This window comes from Enterobacter cloacae complex sp. P16RS2, from assembly GCF_014982155.1.
GTDB lineage: Bacteria > Pseudomonadota > Gammaproteobacteria > Enterobacterales > Enterobacteriaceae > Enterobacter > Enterobacter cloacae_M.
In genome coordinates, this window is record NZ_JADCKW010000049.1 from 1 (window position 1) to 813 (window position 813).

General features: G+C 47.2%; 2 protein-coding genes. One reads left to right on the forward strand and one right to left on the reverse strand.

Translation table 11 applies throughout. The features are described from left to right. Window positions 1–254 (forward strand): hypothetical protein (locus INF68_RS23355; RefSeq protein ID WP_227412944.1); only part of this gene is annotated, 254 nt, incomplete at its 5' end. 104 nt (window positions 255–358) lie between these two features. Here the strand turns inward: INF68_RS23355 and INF68_RS21850 are convergent. Further along, on the reverse strand, window positions 359–813 hold a 455-nt coding region (locus INF68_RS21850), incomplete at its 5' end, for a DUF1731 domain-containing protein (protein WP_193525450.1).

The window sequence follows — 813 nt, forward strand, 5'->3', positions numbered from 1 at the left end:
TATACAATAATATATCTATAACTCGTGATAACTTGCCAAAATTCATTTATGCCGGTTCCTCGTTTAATAGGTGGGCATATAGCTTTATTTTTACTCCACAATATCCATACGATATAGATAATTTTAACCTGGAAGAGGAGCTGAGTAGAGTATATTGTTATTATTTAGATCTCGGCTTGGTAGTTATTCCTGAGGATGACTTTAAAGATAAGTATAAACAATGTTGGGAAGAGTTGTCGCTTATTCCAGCGTGAATTGTAGTTATGGTCCTAATATATGAATTAAAATCTATTAGGACTATAATTAATTCCGGTAAATAATTATACCCTCCCTAACTTATATTACTTATTCCTAAGCTTTACCCCACCACATCCCCCAGCGCTTCTTCTAATTCATACCAGCGGAACGCAAACCCGGCCGCTTCCAGTCGTTTTGGCAGCGCTCTCTGTCCGCCTAATACCAGAACAGACGCTTCACCCATCAGCAGACGAATGACCGTGGCAGGCACGCGCAAAATTGCCGGACGGTGCAGGGCATGCCCCAGTGCGTGAGCAAACTGTTCATTACGCACCGGATATGGTGCAACCATATTGAACGGCCCGCGCAGATCGTTATCCAGCAGCCAGAGAATCCCGTTGACCATATCGTCGATATGGATCCAGGCCATATACTGACGGCCATTACCAATGGGGCCACCGAGTCCTAGCCGGAAAGGGGGAAGCATCTTCGCCAGAATGCCGCCTTTAGGCGCAAGCACGACGCCGGTCCGCAGCAGGCAGACGCGGGTCCGCTCGCTCTGCGCCGCGCAGGCGA